This window comes from Streptomyces kryoterrae, assembly GCF_054072135.1.
Window position 1 is genome coordinate 9,582,822 of sequence record NZ_CM133358.1, and the last position, 19,113, is coordinate 9,601,934.

Annotated in this window: 20 protein-coding genes; 8 read left to right on the forward strand and 12 right to left on the reverse strand. The window is 70.8% G+C overall.

Annotated elements, in window-relative coordinates; translation table 11 throughout:
• Nucleotides 1–2: 2 nt before the first annotated feature.
• Genes ACW4TU_RS42910 through ACW4TU_RS42930 form a run of 5 tightly spaced genes read left to right on the forward strand, consistent with a single transcriptional unit; the run spans nt 3 to nt 2,932 of the window.
• Nucleotides 3–689: an ABC transporter ATP-binding protein gene (locus ACW4TU_RS42910; protein ID WP_457422613.1), complete on the forward strand. Its 687-nt coding sequence runs from the start codon at nt 3–5 to the stop codon at nt 687–689.
• Nucleotides 686–1,393: an ABC transporter ATP-binding protein gene (locus ACW4TU_RS42915; RefSeq protein WP_457422615.1), complete on the forward strand. Its 708-nt coding sequence runs from the start codon at nt 686–688 to the stop codon at nt 1,391–1,393. The genes ACW4TU_RS42910 and ACW4TU_RS42915 overlap by 4 nt, the downstream gene beginning before the upstream one ends.
• Entirely contained in the window at nt 1,390–1,752 is a 363-nt protein-coding gene (locus ACW4TU_RS42920; RefSeq protein WP_457422617.1) for a hypothetical protein, read from the forward strand. Before ACW4TU_RS42915 ends, ACW4TU_RS42920 begins: the two co-directional genes overlap by 4 nt.
• A 58-nt stretch (nt 1,753–1,810) precedes the next feature.
• A complete protein-coding gene (locus tag ACW4TU_RS42925; protein WP_457422619.1) occupies nt 1,811–2,122 on the forward strand; it encodes a hypothetical protein in 312 nt (103 codons plus the stop codon).
• A gap of 24 nt (nt 2,123–2,146) precedes the next feature.
• Entirely contained in the window at nt 2,147–2,932 is a 786-nt protein-coding gene (locus ACW4TU_RS42930; protein ID WP_457422621.1) for an enoyl-CoA hydratase-related protein, read from the forward strand.
• A gap of 115 nt (nt 2,933–3,047) precedes the next feature.
• Here ACW4TU_RS42930 and ACW4TU_RS42935 read toward each other — a convergent pair whose 3' ends face one another.
• Nucleotides 3,048–4,001, reverse strand: coding sequence for an enoyl-CoA hydratase/isomerase family protein (locus tag ACW4TU_RS42935; protein WP_457422623.1), 954 nt, complete (start codon nt 3,999–4,001; stop codon nt 3,048–3,050).
• Nucleotides 4,002–4,050: 49 nt separating this feature from the next.
• Here ACW4TU_RS42935 and ACW4TU_RS42940 point away from each other — a divergent pair, with 49 nt between their 5' ends.
• Together ACW4TU_RS42940 and ACW4TU_RS42945 are read left to right on the forward strand one after the other, a co-directional pair.
• Nucleotides 4,051–5,055: a CoA transferase gene (locus ACW4TU_RS42940; protein WP_457422625.1), complete on the forward strand. Its 1,005-nt coding sequence runs from the start codon at nt 4,051–4,053 to the stop codon at nt 5,053–5,055.
• A complete protein-coding gene (locus tag ACW4TU_RS42945) occupies nt 5,049–6,335 on the forward strand; it encodes an amidohydrolase family protein (protein WP_457422627.1) in 1,287 nt (428 codons plus the stop codon). Before ACW4TU_RS42940 ends, ACW4TU_RS42945 begins: the two co-directional genes overlap by 7 nt.
• Before the next feature lie 9 nt (nt 6,336–6,344).
• Here the strand turns inward: ACW4TU_RS42945 and ACW4TU_RS42950 are convergent, their stop codons facing one another.
• The 11 genes from ACW4TU_RS42950 to ACW4TU_RS43000 all read right to left on the reverse strand — a co-directional run bounded on the left by ACW4TU_RS42950 (nt 6,345) and on the right by ACW4TU_RS43000 (nt 17,533).
• On the reverse strand, nt 6,345–7,124 hold the full coding sequence (locus tag ACW4TU_RS42950) for an SDR family NAD(P)-dependent oxidoreductase (RefSeq protein WP_457422629.1): 780 nt from the start codon (nt 7,122–7,124) through the stop codon (nt 6,345–6,347).
• A gap of 6 nt (nt 7,125–7,130) precedes the next feature.
• The gene (locus tag ACW4TU_RS42955; RefSeq protein WP_457422631.1) at nt 7,131–8,279 is read right to left on the reverse strand and encodes an acyl-CoA dehydrogenase family protein; all 1,149 of its coding nucleotides are present in this window, start codon (nt 8,277–8,279) and stop codon (nt 7,131–7,133) included.
• An 11-nt stretch (nt 8,280–8,290) separates the two neighbouring features.
• Entirely contained in the window at nt 8,291–8,722 is a 432-nt protein-coding gene (locus ACW4TU_RS42960; protein WP_457422633.1) for an acetyl-CoA C-acetyltransferase, read from the reverse strand.
• Nucleotides 8,722–9,588, reverse strand: coding sequence for an enoyl-CoA hydratase/isomerase family protein (locus tag ACW4TU_RS42965; protein WP_457422635.1), 867 nt, complete (start codon nt 9,586–9,588; stop codon nt 8,722–8,724). Before ACW4TU_RS42965 ends, ACW4TU_RS42960 begins: the two co-directional genes overlap by 1 nt.
• On the reverse strand, nt 9,585–10,790 hold the full coding sequence (locus tag ACW4TU_RS42970; protein WP_457422637.1) for a CaiB/BaiF CoA transferase family protein: 1,206 nt from the start codon (nt 10,788–10,790) through the stop codon (nt 9,585–9,587). Before ACW4TU_RS42970 ends, ACW4TU_RS42965 begins: the two co-directional genes overlap by 4 nt.
• Nucleotide 10,791: 1 nt before the next feature.
• The gene (locus ACW4TU_RS42975; RefSeq protein ID WP_457422639.1) at nt 10,792–12,375 is read right to left on the reverse strand and encodes a FadD3 family acyl-CoA ligase; all 1,584 of its coding nucleotides are present in this window, start codon (nt 12,373–12,375) and stop codon (nt 10,792–10,794) included.
• A gap of 17 nt (nt 12,376–12,392) precedes the next feature.
• Nucleotides 12,393–13,538 (reverse strand): acyl-CoA dehydrogenase family protein, encoded by a 1,146-nt coding sequence (locus ACW4TU_RS42980; RefSeq protein WP_457422641.1) that lies wholly within the window; start codon nt 13,536–13,538, stop codon nt 12,393–12,395.
• The gene (locus ACW4TU_RS42985; protein WP_457422643.1) at nt 13,535–14,503 is read right to left on the reverse strand and encodes an acyl-CoA dehydrogenase family protein; all 969 of its coding nucleotides are present in this window, start codon (nt 14,501–14,503) and stop codon (nt 13,535–13,537) included. The genes ACW4TU_RS42980 and ACW4TU_RS42985 overlap by 4 nt, the downstream gene beginning before the upstream one ends.
• A gap of 3 nt (nt 14,504–14,506) precedes the next feature.
• Nucleotides 14,507–15,304: an enoyl-CoA hydratase/isomerase family protein gene (locus ACW4TU_RS42990; protein ID WP_457422645.1), complete on the reverse strand. Its 798-nt coding sequence runs from the start codon at nt 15,302–15,304 to the stop codon at nt 14,507–14,509.
• Nucleotides 15,305–15,457: 153 nt separating this feature from the next.
• Nucleotides 15,458–16,234 (reverse strand): FadR/GntR family transcriptional regulator, encoded by a 777-nt coding sequence (locus ACW4TU_RS42995; RefSeq protein WP_457422647.1) that lies wholly within the window; start codon nt 16,232–16,234, stop codon nt 15,458–15,460.
• A 132-nt stretch (nt 16,235–16,366) separates the two neighbouring features.
• Nucleotides 16,367–17,533 (reverse strand): acyl-CoA dehydrogenase family protein, encoded by a 1,167-nt coding sequence (locus ACW4TU_RS43000; protein ID WP_457422649.1) that lies wholly within the window; start codon nt 17,531–17,533, stop codon nt 16,367–16,369.
• 186 nt (nt 17,534–17,719) lie between these two features.
• Here ACW4TU_RS43000 and ACW4TU_RS43005 point away from each other — a divergent pair, with 186 nt between their 5' ends.
• The gene (locus ACW4TU_RS43005; protein ID WP_457422651.1) at nt 17,720–19,090 is read left to right on the forward strand and encodes a phosphoinositide-specific phospholipase C-related protein; all 1,371 of its coding nucleotides are present in this window, start codon (nt 17,720–17,722) and stop codon (nt 19,088–19,090) included.
• The last annotated feature ends 23 nt before the right edge of the window (nt 19,091–19,113 follow it).

The window sequence follows — 19,113 nt, forward strand, 5'->3', positions numbered from 1 at the left end:
GAGTGACGGTTTCCTTCGGTGGGAACCGGGCGCTGGACGCGGTCGGTATGACCGCCGAGCCCGGCCGTGTCACCGGGCTCATCGGGCCCAACGGGGCAGGGAAAAGCACCCTGTTCGACGTCGCGTCCGGGCTGCGCAGACCGTCCTCGGGGCGCGTTTTTCTCGGCGACCGGGACATCACCCGGATGCGTCCCTCCGCCCGCGCCCACTGCGGACTCGCCCGTACGTTCCAGCGGCTGGAGCTGTTCGGCCGGCTCAGCGTCCGCGACAACCTGCTCGTCGCTGCCGAACTCGGCCCCGAGCGGCCGCGCGCGGTCGCCGTGGTCACGGAGATCCTCGACCGGCTGGGCCTCACCGGCATCGCCGACACCGCGCCCGACACCCTGCCGACCGGTGTCGGCCGCCTCGTCGAGGTCGGCCGGGCGCTGGCCCTGCGCCCCAAGGTGCTCCTCCTCGACGAACCCGCGGCCGGACAGGACGCCGAGGAGACCGAACGCTTCGCCGCCCTCCTGCGGGCCCTCGCCGACGACGGCACCGCGGTCGTCCTCGTCGAACACGACATGAGCCTCGTCATGAGCGTCTGCGACGACGTGTACGTCCTCGACCTGGGGAAGGTCATCGCCGTCGGCCCGCCCGAGGTGGTCCGCAACGACGAGACGGTCCTTGCCGCCTATCTGGGGGACGCGTGAACGCGCTGATCGAACTGCGCGGCATCCGCGCCGCCCACGAACGGATCACCGTCCTGCACGGAGTCGACCTGAGTGTCGCCGCCGGCGAGGTGGTGGCGCTGCTCGGCCCCAACGGCGCTGGAAAGACGACCGCGTTGAGCGTCGCGGCGGGCATCCACCCGCCGGAGTCCGGCCAACTGCTCCTTGGCGGGCGTGACATGACGGGCGTCGCCCCGCGCGACCTGGCCCGCGCCGGAGTCTGCCTGATCCCCGAGGGGCGCGGGGTGTTCCCCAACCTCTCGGTGCGCGACAACCTCCTGATGATGACCTACACCGGCCGCACCCGGGCCGAGGTCGAGGAGATCGCGTTCAACCGCTTCCCGGCCCTCGCCCGGCGTGCCTCGCAGCCGGCCGGCACCATGTCCGGCGGCGAACAGCAGATGCTCGCCCTGGCACGAGGGCTCGCCACCGACCCGGCCGTCCTGCTTCTCGACGAACTCTCCATGGGGCTCGCCCCGTTGGTGGTCTCCCGCCTCTACGAACAGGTCGCCGAGATCGCCAGGCAGGGCGTGGCCGTCCTCGTCGTCGAGCAGTTCGCCGCCGCCGTCCTCGACATCGCCGACCGCGCCGCAGTCCTCGTGCGCGGCCGGATCCAACGGCAGGGCCACCCCGACGACGGGTTGCGCGCCGAACTGTCCGCTCTCTACCTCGGGAGTTCCGCATGACGTCCACCGAGCCACGTGCGGACCGCTTCGTCCGCGAACTGACCGACCTGAAGATCCCCGACCCGGCCGCCGCCCGCTCCGGGCTCTGGCTGCGCCTCGGCGGAGCCCTGATGGCGCTCGGCCTGATCCTCGGCGCCTCCGGCTACCTCGTCGCCCACAACACCCTCGACCCCCTCGTCCAGAACGACGGACTCGCTCTCGGCCTCGCCGGAATCACCGCCGGCGTGGTGGGCTCGACGCTGTTCCTGCGCTACTCCCTCACCGGCTTCCTGCGCTTCTGGATGGCCCGCCAGTCGTACGACGTCAGCCTCCTCGCCGAACGACTGCGCGACCCGGACCGGCTGCACGACCCGGAGTGACTCCGGCCCCGCGACCACCCGCGTGACCTCGACCGTCCGCTCGGAAGGGACCCTGGCCATGACCACTCCGGCATCGATGCTGCGCCCCGGCAACCAGCTCGCCAGCACCGCCTGCGGCACCCGCGTGGTCGTGATCCGGGCCCCCGTCGACGCACAGCCCCAACTCACCTGCGCGGGCGTGCCCATGGTGCCCGCAACCTCCGCCCCGCAGGTCGAGGACATTGGCTCGGGCACCCTGATCGGGAAGCGGTACGTGGACGCCACGGGCACTCTCGAACTGCTCTGCACCGCCTCCGGAGCGGGTGGACTGGCCTGTGACGGCGCCCCGATGACCATCAAGGCGGCCAAGCCACTGCCCGCGTCCGACTGAACCGAGCGGAACCGAGGAGTGGTTGTGCCGCAGAACAGCGAGGACCACCAGAACCACCAGAACCACCAGAACCACCAGAACAACCAGGGCGACCTGGTCCTGACCGAACGGGTGGGCAACGTCCTGGTGGCCACGATGAACCGGCCCGAGGCGCGAAACGCCCTGAACCCAGAGCTCCTTCACGAACTGTCGACCGTCCTCAAGGAGGCGGACGCAGACCCCGCCGTCCGGGCGATCGTCCTCACCGGGACGGGCCCGGCCTTCTGCGCCGGCATGGACCTGAAGGCGTTCGCGCGTGGCGCCCGCTTCGACGGCCTGCTCTGGTTCTACCGCGAGGGCGTCGCCACCCCGGTCGTCGCGGCCCTCAACGGGTCGGCGGTGGCCGGCGGCTTCGAACTCGCCCTGGCCTGCGACCTGGTGGTTGCCGCCGACACCGCGTCCCTCGGAGTCGCAGAGGTCAAACGCGGCCTCTTCGCGGCGGGCGGCGCCACCACCCTCGCCGACCGCATCCCGCTTGCCGTCGCCCTGGAAATGGGCCTCACCGGTGAACTCGTCACGGCGGCCAGAGCCCGGGAGATCGGCCTGGTGAACCGGGTGGTCCCGGCCGACGCCGTCCGCGCGGAGGCACTGGCCCTCGCCGAACGGATCGCGCGGAACGGCCCGTTGGGCGTCACCATGACCAAGAAGCTGATGCGGGAACGCCGTTGGGCCGAACCATCGGAGATCGAGTCGGTGTTCCGCAGCGCCGACGCGACGGAGGGAGCGAGGGCGTTCGCCGAGCGCAGGCCTCCGGTGTGGACAGGGAAGTGACGGGGCGAGGCGACTGAATCCGCCGAGCGGTAGAGCGCCCCTTCAGGGGCGCGGGGAACTGCGCGACCAGCCACAGACGGCCCGCAGACTCAGAACCGCACATCGCGAGGAACGCTCAGTCCCCCTGAACAACCTCGTCGATCAATCCCCACCGAAGTGCATCCTTGGCCCCCAACGACTCCCCCGACAACGCCAAATAGGCCGTACGCTCCCTCCCGATCCGCAGCGGCAAGCTGGCCGTGCCGCCGGCGCCCGGGATGAGCCCCATCCCCACCTCCGGCAGCCGGATCACCGTATCCGGCGCCGCCCGCACCCACCCCGCGAACGCCGTCAGCTCGATGCCCGCCCCGACACAGGCGCCGTGCAGATGCGCCGTGACCCGCGCACCGCACCGCTGGAGCAGGGCGGCCGGACTGCGGTGGACGCGCACCAGATGGGCCTGCGCCGGATCACCGGCCGTGCCGAACTCGCTCAGGTCCCCGCCGGCGCAGAAGGCCGGCCCGTTGCCGTAGAGGTCGACGCGGGTGATCGACGGGTCCAGTACGGCGACTTCGAGCGCCTCGCACAGGGCGTCCCGCGTACCGGCGTCCATGGCGTTGCGGGCCTCCGGCCGGTCGAGGGTGATGGAGAGCCTGTCACCGTCCCGGGCCAGGGCTACAGGCTCGGCAGAGGGTCGCGGCGTACGAGCGGGCGCCGAGTCCAGCCAGGCGCGGAAGACGGCCGACGCCTGGAGCGTCGAATAGGCGAGCGACTCGGCAACGAGACGGTCGGGTGGCGCCAGCGCCGGGCCCATCCGCAGCACCTGCGTCAGGGCGACGGAGGCGGCGGGACGGTCCGTGACGATCTCCGCCAGATGCCGGGCCGTGGCGCACGGGTCGGCGCAGCTCACCCAGGGGCGCGGTGGATCGGGCTCGCTGGTGAGGAGGACGTCGAAACCGCCGTCGGTCCCGGTGGGTTTCTCTGCGATGCCTACGAGCACCCGCCCAGTCGCTCCAATCGCTCCCGGGCCGAGGCCGGGACTCGGTCCACGGTCGAGGTCGACGAGGGCGAAGGGGGAGGGCAAGGTCACGACCGGAGTGTAATTTGGGGCTACCTCGTAGGAGAAGGGCGTTTGGCCATTGGAGAATGACGCTCTCGACGACTGGATGAACTCGGTCGAGCCGTACCTGCCTCCGCTGGCCTCGGTCGCGAAGGAGTTCACCGCTCTCACGGGCGTGCCCATGGACCTGCCCACAGCCCTCTTTCTCCGTGCCCAACTGACGAGCCACGCCCTCCCGGGCCGGACGTCGGCCGGCGGCTCCTGTCACCTTCTCGAAGCGGCCGACGGCTGGACCGCGGTGAACCTCGCCCGCCCCGACGACCTGGCCGCCGTACCGGCTCTCGTCGCCCTTCTGAACGGGGCGGAGGGCGAGCCTCTTCAGGAGGTGGTGCGCCGGGCCATGGGCTCAGAAGTGGCAGCGAACGCGCAACTGCTGGGGATCGCGGCCTCGGAGCACGCTTCCGCGAGCGGGCCCCCGGTACGCACCGAGCGTCTCGGTGAGCAGCGCGTACGCGGCACAGGCGCCCTCCGCGTCGTCGACCTGTCGGCCCTCTGGGCGGGCCCCCTGTGCGCACGCCTTCTGGGGCTCGCGGGCGCCCAGGTGGTGAAGGTGGAGAGCACGACCCGCCCGGACGGTGCCCGCGCCGGATCGCCCGCCTTCTACCGCTGGCTGCACGAGGGGCACGACAGCCTGGTGCTGGACTTCGCCTCGGGTGCGCTCGCCGAGGTCATCGCGGGGGCCGACGTCGTCATCGAGGCGTCCCGGGCGCGGGCACTGCGCCGGCTCGCAATCCACGCCGAGGAGTTCCTCGCCGCCCGTCCGGGCCGGGTCTGGGTGAGCATCACCGGGTACGGCCGGGACGACGACCGCATCGCGTTCGGCGACGACGCGGCAGTCGCGGGTGGCCTGACCGGCCGCGACAGCCACGGCGACCCCGTATTCCTGGGCGACGCGCTCGCCGACCCGGTCACCGGCATCTACGCCGCCCATGCCACGGCCCACTCCCTCGCCACCGGGGGCGGCGAGCTGCTGAGCGTCGCCATGTCGGCCTGCGCCGCCTCCTTGGTGCCGTCGCCGTGCTGATCAGGAACGTCGAGATCCAGGGCGCCGGGCCGGTGGACGTACGTGTCCGGGACGGGCGTGTCGCCGAGATCGGTGATCGGCTGGACGGGACAGACGGGCAAGGAGGGAGGGACGAGCCCGACTTCATCGACGGGCGCGGCGGCGCCCTGCTCCCCGGCCTCCACGACCACCACATCCACCTCGCGGCCCTTGCCGCCGACGCCGCGTCCGTCCGGGTCGGCCCGGCTGACGTCACCGGCCCGGACGGACTCGCCGCGGCCCTGCGTGGTGGGGCGCCCAAGGAGTGGGTGCGGGCCGTCGGCTACCACGAGAGCGTCGCGGGCGACCTCGACCGATGGACCCTCGACGCCCTCGTGCCGGACCGGCCCGTTCGCGTCCAGCACCGGACCGGCGCGCTGTGGGTCTGGAACGGTGCCGCGCTGCGGGCGGCCGGGCTGGAGACGGAAGCGGGCGACGGACGGTTCTGGCGGGAGGACGAACGGCTGCGCGGACACGTACCGCACGTGCGCCTGGACCTGGAGGGCGTGGGGCGCAGGGCGGCGGCGCTCGGCGTCACAGGGTTCACCAACGCCGATCCGCACCCGGCGGACGGCCTCCTCGACCTGCTGTCGGTACTGCCGCAGCGGCTGCTCGTCATGACGGTCGACGCGCCCGTGAAGCTGATGCTCGACGACGCCACCCTGCCCGCCCCGGCCGAACTCGCCAGCGGAATCGCATCGCTCCGGCCTCGCCCGGTAGCCGTCCACTGCGTGACCCGGGTGCAGCTGCTCGTGACCCTGCTCGCCCTGGACGAGGCCGGCCCGGCCGACGGCGACCGCATCGAGCACGCGTCGATCGTCCCGGCCGAGACGATCCCCTGGATCAAGCAGCTCGGCGTGACGGTCGTGACCCAGCCGCACTTCCCCGCGGAGCGCGGACAGGCCTACGCCACCGACGTGGACCCCGACGACCGCCCCCACCTCTACCGCTGCCGGTCCCTGGCCGACGCGGGCATCCCGCTCGCCGCCGGCACCGACGCCCCGTACGGAACCCACGACCCCTGGGCGGTCATGCGGGCCACCGTCGAACGTACTGGGGGAGAGGCACTGGACGCGGCAGCGGCCCTGAACCTGTTCACCGGAGAGCCTCAACACCCCGCGACGGCACGGCGATTGACGGTCGGCGCGATCGCCGACATGTGTCTGCTCCACGTACCCCGGCGAGAAGCACTCGACGTACTGGCAGCCGACACCGTGAGGGCGGCGTTCGTGGCCGGAGAACGCATCACCGCCCCCGAGTGAGCAGGCGACTCAGACGCTGTACCCGCCGTCCACCCCCAACGCCTGCCCGGTGATGAACCCCGCGCGCCCGGAGGCCAGGAACGCCACCGCCTCCGCGATGTCCGTCGCGGCCCCGAAACGGCGCAGCGGGATGTTGCGCCGGGTGATCGCGAGTGCGGCCTCGTCCAGCTCCCCGGAGGCGATCAGGCGGCCGGCGATCCCGTCGTTGAGCATGCCGGGCGCTACACAGTTCACCCGGACCCCGTACCGCCCCTCCTCCGCCGCGAGCGCCCGGGCGACCGCCTCGACTGCGCCCTTCGTGCCCGCCGACAGCCCGTCCCGGACCGGATAGCGGCGGGTGGCCACCGTCGTCACGGCGACGATGCTGCCCCGGGTCTCCCGCAGTCTCGGCAGCGCGGGATGGACCAGGTTGAAGAACGCCACGGCGTCCGCGTCGAGTTGGGCACGGTACTCGCTCGGAGTCACCGTGCTGAGATGCCGCATCGGTACATGGGGACCGGCCGCGTAGACGACCGTGTGCAGCCCTCCGAACGCCCCGTCGGCCTCGGCCACCGCCTCCGCCGTGGCCACCTCGTCCTCCAGGTCCAGCCGCAGGGGCAGAACCTGGCGGCCGTACGCCTTCACCTCACCGGCGATCGACTCCGCCGCGGTCTCGTTGGCGCGGTAGGTGAACGCCACGTCGCTGCCCCGCTCGGCCAGCATCCGTACGATCTCCGCACCGATGCCACCGGTTCCGCCCGCGACGAACGCGGCGCCTGGCCGTCCTTCGAAATCAGCTGTCCCGGACATCCGGCATCACAGTCCCAACGACTTGGCGATGATGACCTTCATGACCTCACTCGTCCCGGCGTAGATGCGGGTGATCCGCGCGTCCGTGTAGAGCCGGGCGATGGGGTACTCCTGCATATACCCGTATCCGCCGAAGAGTTGAAGGCAGCGGTCGACGGCCCGGGCCTGCATCTCCGTGCAGAAAAGCTTGACCTTCGCCGCGTCGGCGCCGGACAGCCTGCCGTCGACGAGTTCGAGGACAGCCCGGTCGAGCATCATCTGCGCCGCCTCCAACTCGGCTGCCACAGCGGCGAGTTCGAACTTGGTGTTCTGGAAGCCGGCGACCGGTTTCCCGAAGACCCGGCGCTCCTTGACGTACTCGACCGTCGCGTCGAGGGCTGCCTGTGCCTGCGCGACCGAGCCGACCGCCACCGTCATCCGCTCCTGCGGCAGGTTGTGGCCGAGGTAGGAGAAGGCGGCGCCCTCCTCGCCGAGCCGGTTGGTGACCGGGACCCGTACGTCGTCGAAGGCCAGCTCGACCGTGTCCTGCACTCTGATGCCCATCTTCTTCAGCACCCGGCCCCGCGTGAACCCCGGCATACCGTCCTCGACGACCAGCAGGGTCAGTCCCGCGCGCCGGTTGTCCGGATCGGTGTTCGTCCGGGCCACCACGACCACCAGATCGGCGAGCAGCCCGCCGGTGATGAACGTCTTCGCCCCGTTCAGGACGTACGAGTCACCGTCCCGCACGGCGGTCGTCCGGATGCCCGCGAGGTCGGATCCCGTGCCGGGTTCCGTCATGGCGACGGCCGTGAGCAGCTTGCCCGCGGCGAGGCCGGGGAACCAGCGGGCGCGCTGCTCCTGGTCGGCGTAGGTGAGGAAGTAGGGGAGGACGACGTCGAGTTGGGTGCGTACCGTACCCAGGGTGACCAGTGCGCGGGCCGCTTCCTCCTGGAGGACCACGTTGTAGCGGTAGTCGGCCAGGCCCGCCCCGCCGAACTCCTCGGGGACGGACATGCCCAACAGGCCCAGCGAGCCGAGCTGTTCGAAGAGTTCGCGGGGCAGCCGCCCGGCCTCCTCCCAGTCGGCGTAGTACGGGACCACCTCGTTCGCCACGAAGTCCCGGACGAGCCCCCGGAACGCCTCGTGGTCGGGCGTGAAGATGTCTCGACGCACAACTGCTCCCGTCAGAAGGCGAGTTCGACGAGGGTGGCATTCGCGGTGCCGCCGCCCTCGCACATGGTCTGCTGGCAGTAGCGCAGGCCGCGCTCCCGCGTGTCGTGGATCGTGCGGGTCATCAGGACAGCGCCGGATGCCCCGACTGGATGCCCGAGGGCGACGGCCCCGCCCGGCGGGTTGAGCAGCTTCGGGTCGGCGCCCGTCTTCCGTAGCACCCCTTCGGTCGCGGGGATCGCCCCCGTCAGCATGAGCACCGGGCCGGCGCCGACGACCACGCCTGCCCGGTGGTGTACGAGCGGCGCCAGACCCAGCTCGCGCGCCTTCTCGGCCGGCGTGCACAGGACGAGGGCGGACAGGACGGCCGGGTGAACGCCCGCGAGGCCCCCGTCGCGCCTCCCGACGGGGTTGCGCACCGCCACCGCGGTCACTGCTTCACGCACTACGGCCTCCGGACCGAAGGGGTGCCTGGCGCCGCCGAGTCGGCTGTCGTCCTGGTTGTATGCGGGCCGGTCCCGGGCACCGCCCACCGCCCGTCGAAGGATGGCTCCCGCTTCTCCATGAACGCGGTGAACGCCTCCGACGCGTCCGCCGTCGCGAAGTTCACCCCCTGGGCGCGGGCCTCGTTCGCCAGCGCGTCCCGCAGGGTGCGGTCGGCACCTTCGTCCAGCAGTGCTTTGGTCTGCGCGAGCGCGACGGGCGCACCCGCCACCAGCCGTGCCCCGAGACCGTCCACGAAGGAATCCACCTCGTCCGCCGCCACCACCCACGTCACCAGCCCGAGCGCCCGCGCCTCCTCGGCACCGACCGTCTCGGCGAGCAGGGCGAGCCGCTTGGCCTGCTGCAACCCGACCAGCTTCGGCAGCAGCCAGGAACCCCCCAGGTCCAAGGAGAGCCCGCGCCGCGCGAAGATCTGCGAGAACCGTGCCTCCGGTGTGGCCACGACCAGATCGCACCCGAGTGCGAGATTCCACCCGGCCCCGACCGCGACACCGGTCACCTTGGCGATGGTCGGCACCGGCAACTCGTGCAGTGCCAGGGCGACTTCGCTCAACGTCCGCATCCGGTACAGGGGATGGACGCCGCTGACCCCGCCCGAGATGTCGGCCCCCGAGCAGAACGCGCCCCCGGCTCCCGTGACCACCAGCGCCCGCACGTCGCGATCACGCCCGGCATCCGTCAACGCGTCCCGCAACGCTGCCCACAGCTCCGCGTCGATCGCGTTCTTCCGGCGCGGTCGGTTCAGCGTCAGCGTCCGTACGCCGTCCCGGTCGTCGCACAGCAGTACGGGCTGCTCGGCGCCACTCACGGCGCCTCGCCCCCGCCGGTCCTCTCGCCGTCGATGCCCAACTCGGCGAGCACGGACGCCGTATGCTCACCGAGCGCCGGGATCGCGCCCATCGGCTGCTCGTAGCCCGAGATCACCGGCGGCGGAAGCAGCGCGGAGATCGGCCCGTACGGTGTCTCGACCTCCCGCCACCGGTCACGCGCCTTCAGATGCGGATGCGCGACCACCTCGCTCGGCTTGTTGAAGCGCGAGTTGCCGATCCCGGCGGCGTCCGCGCTGTTCTGCACGTATGCTAGCTCGTGGCGGGCACACCAGGCGCTGATCTCGGCGTCCAGGACGGCCCGGTGGGCGACCCGGCCGGGCGTGGTGGCGAACCGCTCGTCGTCCGCCAGGTCGGGCCGGCCCAGCAAGTCCCGTGCGAAGCGCTGCCATTCACGGTCGTTGGTCGTCCCGAGGACAACGGTGTGACCGTCCGCGGTGGCGTACGCCCCGTACGGTGCCACGGCCGGCGATCCCATGCCCCAGGGCTGCTGGTCGACGCCCGAGTGCTGGGTGTACGTGAGCGGATAGCCCATCAACTCCGTCATGGTGTCGAACAGACTCACCGCGACCGACGCCGGTCCGCGGTGCCGTTCACGCCCCCGCTCGTACAGCAACGCCATGATGGACAGGGCCGCGTACAGCCCGGCGCACACATCGGCCATCGGCGGCCCGGGTTTGGCCGGAGCCCCGGGCAGACCCGTGACCGCACACGCCCCCGCCTCGGCCTGGACGAGCAGGTCGTAGGCCCGCTTGTGGGAGAGGGGTCCGCCCGGCCCGTACCCGTCGATCTCGACGGCGATCACATCCGGATGCCGTACGGCCAGGTCGGCGGGGGCGATGCCCAGCTTGGCCGTGGTACCGGGGGTGAGGTTGGAGACGAGGACGTCGGCGCGGTCGAGCAGCCGGTGCAGCACCGCCATTCCCGACGGTGACTTGAGATCCAGGGCCACCGACTCCTTGCCCCGGTTGATCCACACGAAGTGCGCCGCGAGGCCGTTCACCACGTCGTCGTAGTGCCGGGCGAAGTCGCCGCCCTGCGGGTTCTCCACCTTGATCACCCGGGCGCCGAAGTCGCCGAGGGTGCGGGTGCACATGGGTGCGGACACGGCCTGCTCCAACGTCACCACCGTGATGCCGTCGAGCGGCCCGACGGCCCCGGCCGGGCTGGCTTCACCGGCCATGTCAGGCCTTCCCTTCGAAGCGGGTGCGCAACTCGTCCTTGAGGACCTTCTGGCTCGCGTTGCGCGGGAGTCGGTCGGTGAGGCGGACGTGGCGCGGCACCTTGAAGTTGGCCATGTGCTCGCGGGACCACTCGACGATGTCCTTCTCTCCGATCTCGGACCCCGGCTTAGGGACCACGAAGGCACAGCCGACCTCGCCGAGCCGCTCGTCGGGCACCCCGATCACGGCGACCTGTGCGACGGGCTCGTAGGCCAACAGCAGATTCTCGATCTCCGCCGGATAGGCGTTGAATCCGCCGACGATGTACATCTCCTTCTTCCGGTCGACGATCGAGATATTCCCGTTCTCGTCGAGCCGCCCTATGTCCCCGGTGTGCAGCCAGCCCTCGCCGTCGATCGTGACGGCGGTCGCCTCGGGGTCGTCCCAGTAACCTCGGGTGACGTTGTAACCCCGTACGAGGATTTCCCCGTCCTGTTCCGCGGCGATTTCCCGACCAGCCTCGTCGACGATCCGTACCTCGACGTCCGGAATGACACGCCCGGTCGTGCGGGCCACCGTCTCCTCGGAATCCCCTATACGGGTGGTCGTCACCAACGCGGACGACTCGGTCAGTCCGTACGCGCTCATCACGATGTCGAAGGACAACTCCGACTTCATGGCGCGGATCAGCGACTCCGGAACGGTGGTGCCGCCCGTCATGGAAACCCGGAGTGAAGAGAGTTCGTATCCGGAGCGGTCGGGGTGGTTGATCAGGTCGTGGAAGATCGTGGGTGGGCCCAGGAGAATGCTCACGCGTTCCCTGTCGATGATCTCCAGTGCCTTTCCGGGGTGGAACACCGGCATCGGAATGACCGTCACACCATGCAGGAAGGAGGCCAGCCAGCCCGCCTTGTAGCCGAAACAGTGGAAGAACGGCGGGATGACGAGAAAGCTGTCGCCGCGCCGGAACGTGTACTCCTCGGCCATCCAGCCGTACGCCCGCAGCGACTGGCCGTGGGTGAGGATGACGCCCTTGGGACGGCCCGTCGTGCCGGACGTGAACATCACGTCGGAGATGTCGTCCGGGGTGAGCCGCCCGATCCTCTCCTCGGCCGTGGCGGCGGAGACTGCCTCACCGGCGCGCAGGAATTCCGTCCACGACTGATCCGCGGCACCCTTCGCGCCGAGCACCGACACCGTCCTGCGGAGCGCCGGAAGACCGGGGTCGTACTTCAGCAGCTCGGCGATGTAGTCGCTTTCGAGGAATGGGGAAGCGAAAACCGCCCGCGCTCCCGACCTGCGGAGAATGTAGGAGATCTCGCCCGCCTTGAAGCGCGTGTTGAGCGGGACGACGACACCTCCCGCGCCCTGAATGCCGAGTGCCGCGAAGATCCATTCCGCGGAATTGGGTGCGCAGAGCCCGACACGGTCCCCTTGCCCGATGCCCAGCGTGACAGTGGCTCTCACCGCGTCCACCATTCGCTGTTCCAGATCTCGGAAACTCCACCGGCGGTCCCCGTCGATCAGTGCGGTGTCGTCGCCGAAGCGCTCGGCGGCCAGCCTGATGGCGTGGGGAATGGTCAGGAATTCGTCGTCGTATCGCATCGGGAAGGCTCCAGTGCTCAAGGCCGGCCGGACGAAGGCAGATGCAGGACCCGTTTCGCGATGATGTTCCGCTGGATCTGTGAGGTACCGCCGTACACCGACGCGGCCCGCGAATAGAGGTATTCGCCGAAGATCTCGCCGCCGTCCTCGGCCAGTTGCTCCGGGAAGACCTTGAGGGCCGTCTCGTACAGGCGTTGTTCGGCCCTCGTCATCAGGAGCTTGTCGATGGACGACTCGGGGCCGGTGACCTGCCCGCTCAGGCGTTCGGCGGTCCGGCGCCGGGCATGCGCCACCAGGACCTCGTAGTCCACGCAGCACCGCCCGATCTCGGAGCGCAGTCCGTCCGGGAGCGAGTCGGCCCGCTCCCGGACGGTGGACCGCAGGCGTTCGACGAGCAGGCCGTACTTCGACAGATGGCCGGTGTCCAGGGCGTTGCGCTCGTACGACACCGTCGTCATCGCCAGCGGCCAGCCGTCGCCCTCGGTGCCGACCCGTTCGGACACCTCCAGGCGGACGTCGTCGAGGAACAGCTCACAGAACTCGTCGTCCCCGTTGGCCGCCCGCAGCGGCCGTACGGTCACGCCCGCGCGGTCCAGGGGCAGTGCGAACGCCGTGATCGAGCGGTGCGGCGAGCCCTCGCGGTCCGTGCGGGCCAGGAGCAGGCACAGGTCGGAGTACTGGGCGTAGCTGGTCCAGAGCTTCTGGCCCCGGACCACGTAGTGATCGCCCCTGCGCTGAGCGAAGGTGCTCATCCCGGCGAGGTCCGAGCCCGCGCCGGGCTCGCTGAACCCCTGGCACCACACCTCGTCGCCCGCCAGCATCCTCGGCAGCATGCGCAGCCGCTGCTCCTCGGAGGCGAACTCCAGCAGGGCATGGGCGAGATAGCCGATCCGGGGGACGCCAGGGGCCCGGCAAGCGCCCAACTCGTCACTGATGGCCACCTGGTGAAGAGCCGTCAGCCCGCGACCGCCGTACCGCTCCGGAACATCGAGACCCACCCAGCCGCCGGAGTGCAGCAGTCGGTGCCAGCGATGCAGGAAGGCGGGCACCGGCTCGTCCAAGTGTCTTTCAGGCAGCGGGTGTTCGGCCAGCCATGCGCGGAACTCCGTGCGGAGCCGGTTCAGGTCGCCCGGGTCGCCGAAGTCCAGCGGGGTGTCGGTCACCGCGCCGCCTCCGGTCCGGCCAGCACCGTCAGCAGGTCGGCCGTCGTGGCCAGCACTGTGGCGCCCACGCGGACCTTGCGCAGATACAGATGCGCGATGTGCTCCCACGTCTGCGCGATCCCGCCGAACACCTGCATACCGGCGTACACCGCCTCCACCGCCGACCTGTTCACCTCCGCCTTCGCCACCCGCGCGGCGGCCAGTGCCCGCTGCGGCGACTCGTGGTCCAGACACCAGGCGGCATACCGGGTCGCGCTCGCACAGGCCTCCACGAGCACGGTCGCGTCGGCGAGCAGATGCTGCACCGCCTGGAACGACCCGATCGGCCGGCCGTACTGGGTGCGCTCCCGGGCGTACTCCACACTCTGTGCGACGAACGACCGAACCGCGCCCACGAGTTCGGAGGCGACGACGATCAGCGCGTACGCCTGCCAGTGCCGGTGCGCGGCGGGGTCGAGCACTCCCACCACGCGCCGCGAGGGCTCCGCCGTACGGATCGCGCGCAACAGGTCCACGCTCGGTGCCGCCGGGCCCAGACCGGCAGCGGTCACCGTCCCGTCGGAGAGCACGCACAGCGCCTCGTCCGCGCCCTCGCTGTCCCAGGCGACGAGCGGCGAGGAGCTCTCGGCGGGGAAGCGAAGGTCGCGGGCGAGGGCGATCGTCGGGGTCCTGCCGGGCGCCGCCGGTGTCCGCAGCAGGCGGAGCAGCTCCGGGGCGAGCAGGACCGTACCGAGCAGGGAGGTGGGCAGCGGCAGGCTGCCGTGTTCCTCGGCGAGCAGCGCGCACTCCTGGACAGTGGCCGCCGGGGGAGTGGACCGGCGCAGTCCGGCGAGGCCCAGCTCGTCCAGTGCCTCCTGCGCGGCGGCGCCGGCCGAGGGCTTGACGTCGTCGGCGGAGCCCACGCGGAACCGGGCGGCGAACGAACGCAGCAGGTCGCGTACGAGCACGAACTCCTCGGTCTCCACGGGCTATCCCTCCCCGCCCCTGGACCGGCGCTCCGCCCGCGACGCCAGTTCGTCGACGATCCGGATGTGGTCCGGGCTGGTCATCGTGGCCCGTTCCGCCATCAGGGCCGCCTCCATGCCACCCCGCGTCGCCTGTTCCACCACGACGGCCAACGCCGCCTTCGTGGCACGCAGCGCCTCCGGGGGCTGCGCCGCCAGCCGGTGGGCCAGCGCCAGCGCCTCCTGGTGGAGGGCGGCGGCCGGCACGACCCGGTTGGCCAGGCCGAGTTGGACCGCCGTCTCGGCGGGAATGCGGTCCCCGGTGAAGAGGTACTCCTTCACCCGGAGCAGACTCGTGAGCAGCGGCCAGAGGGTCACACCGCCGTCACCGGCCACCAGGCCCACCGAGATGTGCGGGTCCGCGAGGTAGGAGTCGTCGGCCATCAGCACCAGATCGCAGCCCAGCGCGAGGCTGCAACCGAGGCCCACCGCCGGGCCGTTGACCGCCGCCACGACGGGCAGCGGAAAGCGGATCATCTCCGTCTGGATCGTCCGGTCGAGACGGATCGACCGCTCCCGCAGCTCGGGGTCGGTGTGATGGCGGCGCAGATGGTCGAAGTCGCCGCCCGCGCTGAACGCCCGTCCCGCGCCGGTGAGCACGACGGCCCGCGCCGTGGGATCGTCCGCCAACTCCCGCCACACAGCGGCGAGTCGACGATGCAGCTCCTCGGATACGCCGTTGAGCCTGCCGGGCCTGTTCAGGGTGACGACACGGACATCGCCGTCGGCGGTCACGGTCAGGACGGAGTCGGCCTCGCCCATGCGCACCCTCTCCCTTGCCGCTGGTGCCACTGGTCGGTCGACCTCGGATGCTAGTAAAGGTCAGACCGAAAGTGAAGAGGATTGTTCACGCTGAATGGAAATCCCATTCTCGCACAGGCGGGGTTCGGCTCGGGAGGGGGCGGGAGCGCCCTGTCAGTCGCCGCCCGGTTCGGGCAGCCCCACCCGCTGCCGCTGGTCCGCCTCGGCCGCCGCGCGGGCGAACCCGCACACGTGCCGGGTCATCCGCCGCATCGCCGCGGGCCCGTCCTGTGCCCTGATCGCCTCGGTGATCCGGGCGTGGGCGTGGGCGGTGACCTCGCGGATCTCCGCGTCCATGAACCGGTCGATGTCCGTGGCGGCGTAGATCGACTGGGCGAGCGCCGTCATGAAACCGATCAGCAGCTCGTTGTCGCCGGCCTTCGCCACGGCGGTGTGCCAGCGGACGTTGGCCCGCAGAAAGCGCGGGACATCGTCGTTGCTGTCGGCGGCCATCAACTCGGCGTGTGCCGCGTCGAGTTCGGCGAGATCGGCCGACGTACGCCGCTTCGCGGCCAGCGCGGCGCACGTCGGCTCGATCGCCTCGCGCGTCTCGTGCAGCGCCTCCAGCCGGATCTGCCGGCCCCGGATGACCAGCCGTACCGTGTTCGTCACCGACTCGTGGCCCGGCCGGTGCACGAAGGCGCCACCGCCGCGCCCCGGCCTGATCCGCACCAGCCGTTCGACCTCGAGGATACGCAGCGCCTCGCGCACCGTCGCCCGGCTCAGCCCCGTCTGGTCGACCAGCGCGCGTTCCGGCGGCAGGGCCATGCCCTCGGTGAACTCGCCGGAAAGGATCCGCTCGCGTACCTCGGCGGCCAGCACGTCCGACGCCTTGGGCACCCTCACCACGTCGAAGCGCGGATCACTGGCGGAATGTCCGGCGCTCTGCACGGGTCAGGCCTCTCGTCGACGACACCACTTCGGCCGGACCATTCAATACGTGACTCGCGCTGCCTGTCACATGACGTGTCCGCCCGCCCGTCACATGACCAGACCCTCCACCGGCAGCACCCGCTCGTACGGTCAGTAACTCCTCGGCAGCCCCAGCACATGGGAGCCGAGATAGTTCAGGATCATTTCCTGGCTGATCGGCGCGATCCGCATCAGCCGCGCCTCACGGAAGTAGCGGGCCACGTGGTACTCCTCGGAGTAGCCCATCCCGCCGTGCGTCTGGAGCGCGCGGTCCGCCGCCGTGAACCCGGCGTCCGCACACAGGTACTTGGCGGTGTTGGCCTCGCGCCCGCACGGACGGCCGTGGTCGTACAGCCAGGTCGCCTTGCGCAGCACCAGCTCGGCCGCGTCCAGCCGGGCCAGCGAGTCCGCGAGCGGGAACTGCACCCCCTGGTTCATGCCGATGGGCCGGTCGAACACGACCCGCTCCCTGCCGTACCGAACAGCCTTGTCGAGCGCCACCCGGCCGATTCCCAGCGCCTCGGCGGCGATCAGCATCCGCTCCGGATTGAGCCCGTCGAGGAGGTACCGGAACCCCTGGCCCTCCTCGCCGACCCGGTCCTCCACCGGCACCCGCAGATCGTCGATGAACAGTTCGTTCGAGGTGACGGCGTTGCGGCCCATCTTCGGGATGGGGCGGATGTCGACCCGGGCGCGGTCGAGATCGGTCAGGAAGAGGGTCATCCCGTCGGTCTTCTTCGCGACCTCGCCGATCTTCGACGTCCGCGTCAGCAGCAGGATCTTCTCCGACTCCATCGCCTTGGAGATCCACACCTTGCGGCCGTTCACCACATAGTGGCCGCCGTCCCGGCGCGCGTACGTCGTGATGCTCGTCGTGTCCAGCCCCGCCCCCGGCTCGGTCACGCCGAAACAGACATGGAGGTCGCCGGTGGCGACACGGGGGAGGGTCCGGCGCTTGAGCTCCGCGGAGCCGTGCACCACGACGGGATGCATCCCGAAGATCGACAGATGGATCGCGCTCGCCGCGTTCATCCCGCCGCCGGACCGCGCGACCTCCTCCAGCAGCAGCGTGGCCTCGGTGATGCCGAGGCCGTGGCCGCCGTACTCCTCGGGGATCGTGAGCCCCAGCCAGCCGCCGCGCGCGACGGTGTCATAGAACTCGGCCGGGAACTCGTGATCCCGGTCCTTCTCCATCCAGTACCGGTCGTCGAAGTCGCGCAGCAGGCCGGCAACGGCCTTGCGGATCGTTTCCTGGTCCTCGGTCAGCTCGAAGTCCACAGTTCGAACGCCTCCCGCAGCCTCGGTGGCGTCGAAACATATCAAAGGTCAGACCGAAGTGGCAGACGGGCGCTGATGGTTGAGGTGCGGGTGTGACGGGTGTGCTGACTTCATGCCGGGCTTCGTGATGTCATGCCCCTGCCGACCTAGTCGTCGAGCCGCCGAGTCGATGAAGGGCCCTCGTAGATGCCGACCCCCCGCACCGCTCTGCTCACCGCAACAGCCGCACTGGCGACGGTGGTTGCCGCCCCCGCGCCACCCGCCCTGGCCGCGCCCGTACCGGCCGCCGGCGCCTACTACGTCCAGAGCGCCACCACCGGGCTCAACGCCGCCGACGACGCCGGAGCAGTCGAACAGCACAGGCCCAAGGGCAACGAGGACCGCCAGCAGTGGACGCTGCGCGCGAGCGGAACCTCGTACCTTCTGGAGAGCGCCGACACCGCGGGCTCCTGTCTCGGCCGCTCCGGCGACCAGGCCAGGACCGTCGCCTGTACGAGCACCGACGCGGCCTGGGAGATCAGCCCGTCCGGGACCGACCAGTACACCCTCAAGGCCCCGGGAACCACCCGCTATCTGACGGTCGCCGCCAAGCCGTCCGGCGCCAACTACCCCGACCAGCTGGCCATCGGCGACCCGGGCGGCCTGGCCGCCTGGTATCTCACGCCGGTCGCGCCCACCGTCGCCGCGATGCCGTCCGCCGACCAACGGACCCTGGACCAGGTCACGTTCCTCACCGCCCACAACGCCTACGCCAACGGCGTCGACGGCGGTTTCGCCCCGCCCTTCGTCAACCTCGTCCCGAACCAGGCACGCGGCATCAACCAGCAACTCACCGATGGCGTAAGGGGGTTCATGCTGGACATCCACCAGACCTCCGACGGCGCGATCCTCTGCCACAACAGCTGCACCCTGGTCGGCAGCCCGGTCGCCCTGTGGGTCGATCTCCAGCGGATGGTCGACTTCCTCAAGCAGAACCCCACCCAGGTCGTCACCGTCTTCCTGGAGGACTACGTCGATCCGGGCGTCCTGCGCGGTGAACTCGCCCGCGTCAGCGGCCTGTCGGACGTCCTCTACCGGCCCGACCAGACCGGCGTACGGCAGAACGGCTGGCCGAAGATCGCCGATCTCATCGCCGCCAACGACCGGCTGCTGATCTTCACCGACCACAGCCGCTCCGCCGACCAGACCGCCGGACTCACCCGGGACACCTTCGGCGTGATGTACCAGCGCGAGTGGACCGTGGAGAACTACTGGTCCATGGGCGGCGGCCTCGGCACCTCCGACTGGTCCTGCTACAGCCGCTGGTACGGCGCCGACTCCAACACCCCGCTGACCCGCACCGAGGGCGCCTTCAAGCCCCTCTTCGTCATGAACCACTTCCGGGACGTGGCGATCGCCTCCACGGCGACGACCGACAACACCAAACTCGCCGACCGGGCCCAGCGGTTCTGTCAGCCGGCCGCGCGCAAGAAGCCCAACTTCCTTGCCGTGGACCGCTACGACCTCGGCAGTCCCGCCTCGGCGGTGGCCACGCTGAACACCTACGTCTATCCGTAAAGGACGCCCAAAGACCGCCTCGG

Excerpts from the sequence above, each read along its gene's own strand:
- ACW4TU_RS42975 (WP_457422639.1), bottom strand. The coding sequence starts at position 12,375 with ATGCGATACGACGACGAATTCCTGACCATTCCCCACGCCATCAGGCTG.
- ACW4TU_RS43005 (WP_457422651.1), top strand. The coding sequence starts at position 17,720 with ATGCCGACCCCCCGCACCGCTCTGCTCACCGCAACAGCCGCACTGGCG.
- ACW4TU_RS42990 (WP_457422645.1), bottom strand. The coding sequence starts at position 15,304 with ATGGGCGAGGCCGACTCCGTCCTGACCGTGACCGCCGACGGCGATGTC.
- ACW4TU_RS42950 (WP_457422629.1), bottom strand. The coding sequence starts at position 7,124 with ATGTCCGGGACAGCTGATTTCGAAGGACGGCCAGGCGCCGCGTTCGTC.
- ACW4TU_RS42920 (WP_457422617.1), top strand. The coding sequence starts at position 1,390 with ATGACGTCCACCGAGCCACGTGCGGACCGCTTCGTCCGCGAACTGACC.
- ACW4TU_RS42970 (WP_457422637.1), bottom strand. The coding sequence starts at position 10,790 with ATGGCCGGTGAAGCCAGCCCGGCCGGGGCCGTCGGGCCGCTCGACGGC.
- ACW4TU_RS42925 (WP_457422619.1), top strand. The coding sequence starts at position 1,811 with ATGACCACTCCGGCATCGATGCTGCGCCCCGGCAACCAGCTCGCCAGC.